Raw genomic sequence first — 956 nt, 5'->3', positions numbered from 1 at the left:
CCACCGGCCGCCTCCTCAGCAGGCACCCACTCGACGCCGTACACATCACCGGCCCCGCGCGCACGCGCAGCGCCGAGTCGGCGCCGGTCCGCTTCGCGAAGGACGACCGAGGCCACGTCGAGCACCGGGGCGCCGGTCGGGTCGGTGACGGTGACCTGGACGCCGTCGTCCAGCCCCTCGCCCAGCGGTGACAGGCGGACGCGGGCCGACGCGGCGCCCGTGGCGTGCAGCGTGACGCCACTCCAGGAGAACGGCAGCCAGACCTTCCCGGCACTGAACCGGCCCATCAGCAGCAGCGGATGGAGCGCCGCGTCGAGCAGCGCGGGGTGGATGCCGAAGCCGTCGCGGTCCGTCACCGCGTCGGGCAGCTCGAGTTCGGCGAGCACGTCCGCGCCGTGCCGCCAGACCGCCCGGACTCCCTGGAAGGCGGGGCCGTAACCGTAGCCGGCATCGGCGGTGTCCCCGTAGAAGCCGGCGGTGTCGACCGGCTCGGCCCCGGACGGCGGCCACGGGCCACGGTCCGGACCGGCGCCGGCCGTCGGCTCGGGTGCGAGTACGCCCGTGGCGTGGCAGACCCACGTGCCGTCGTGGTCGGCACGCGAGTGCACGCCCACCTCCCGGTGGCCGTCGTGGTCCGCGGCGCCCACGATGACCTGGACGTCCAGGCCACCCGATGCGGGTACGGTCAGCGGTGCGTGGAGCACGAGTTCCGTCACCCCGCCGCAGCCGACCTCGTCCGCTGCGCGCAGCGCCCACTCCAGCTGGGCCGCTCCCGGGACCAGCGTCGAGTCTCCGATCACGTGATCGGACAGCCAGGACAGCCTGTGCTGCGACACGCGCCCGGTCAGCACGCGGCCGTCGCCGTCCGCCGGTTGCACGGAGGCTTCCAGCACCGGGTGACCGGTCGCGCCCAGCCCCAGGTCCGCGACCCGCACGGCCGTGTTCTCCGCCGAGAG

The 956-nt window shown here is 75.2% G+C and carries 1 protein-coding gene; it reads right to left on the bottom strand.

The window, feature by feature from the left end:
* The coding region (locus tag ACYF6T_RS44515; RefSeq protein ID WP_461703699.1) for a polyketide synthase dehydratase domain-containing protein at positions 1 to 956 on the bottom strand (956 nt) is incomplete at both ends.

The organism is Streptomyces sp. 7R007, from assembly GCF_054850255.1.
The sequence above is the reverse complement of the archived record's forward strand: the minus strand, read 5'-3'. Positions and strand labels throughout refer to the sequence as shown.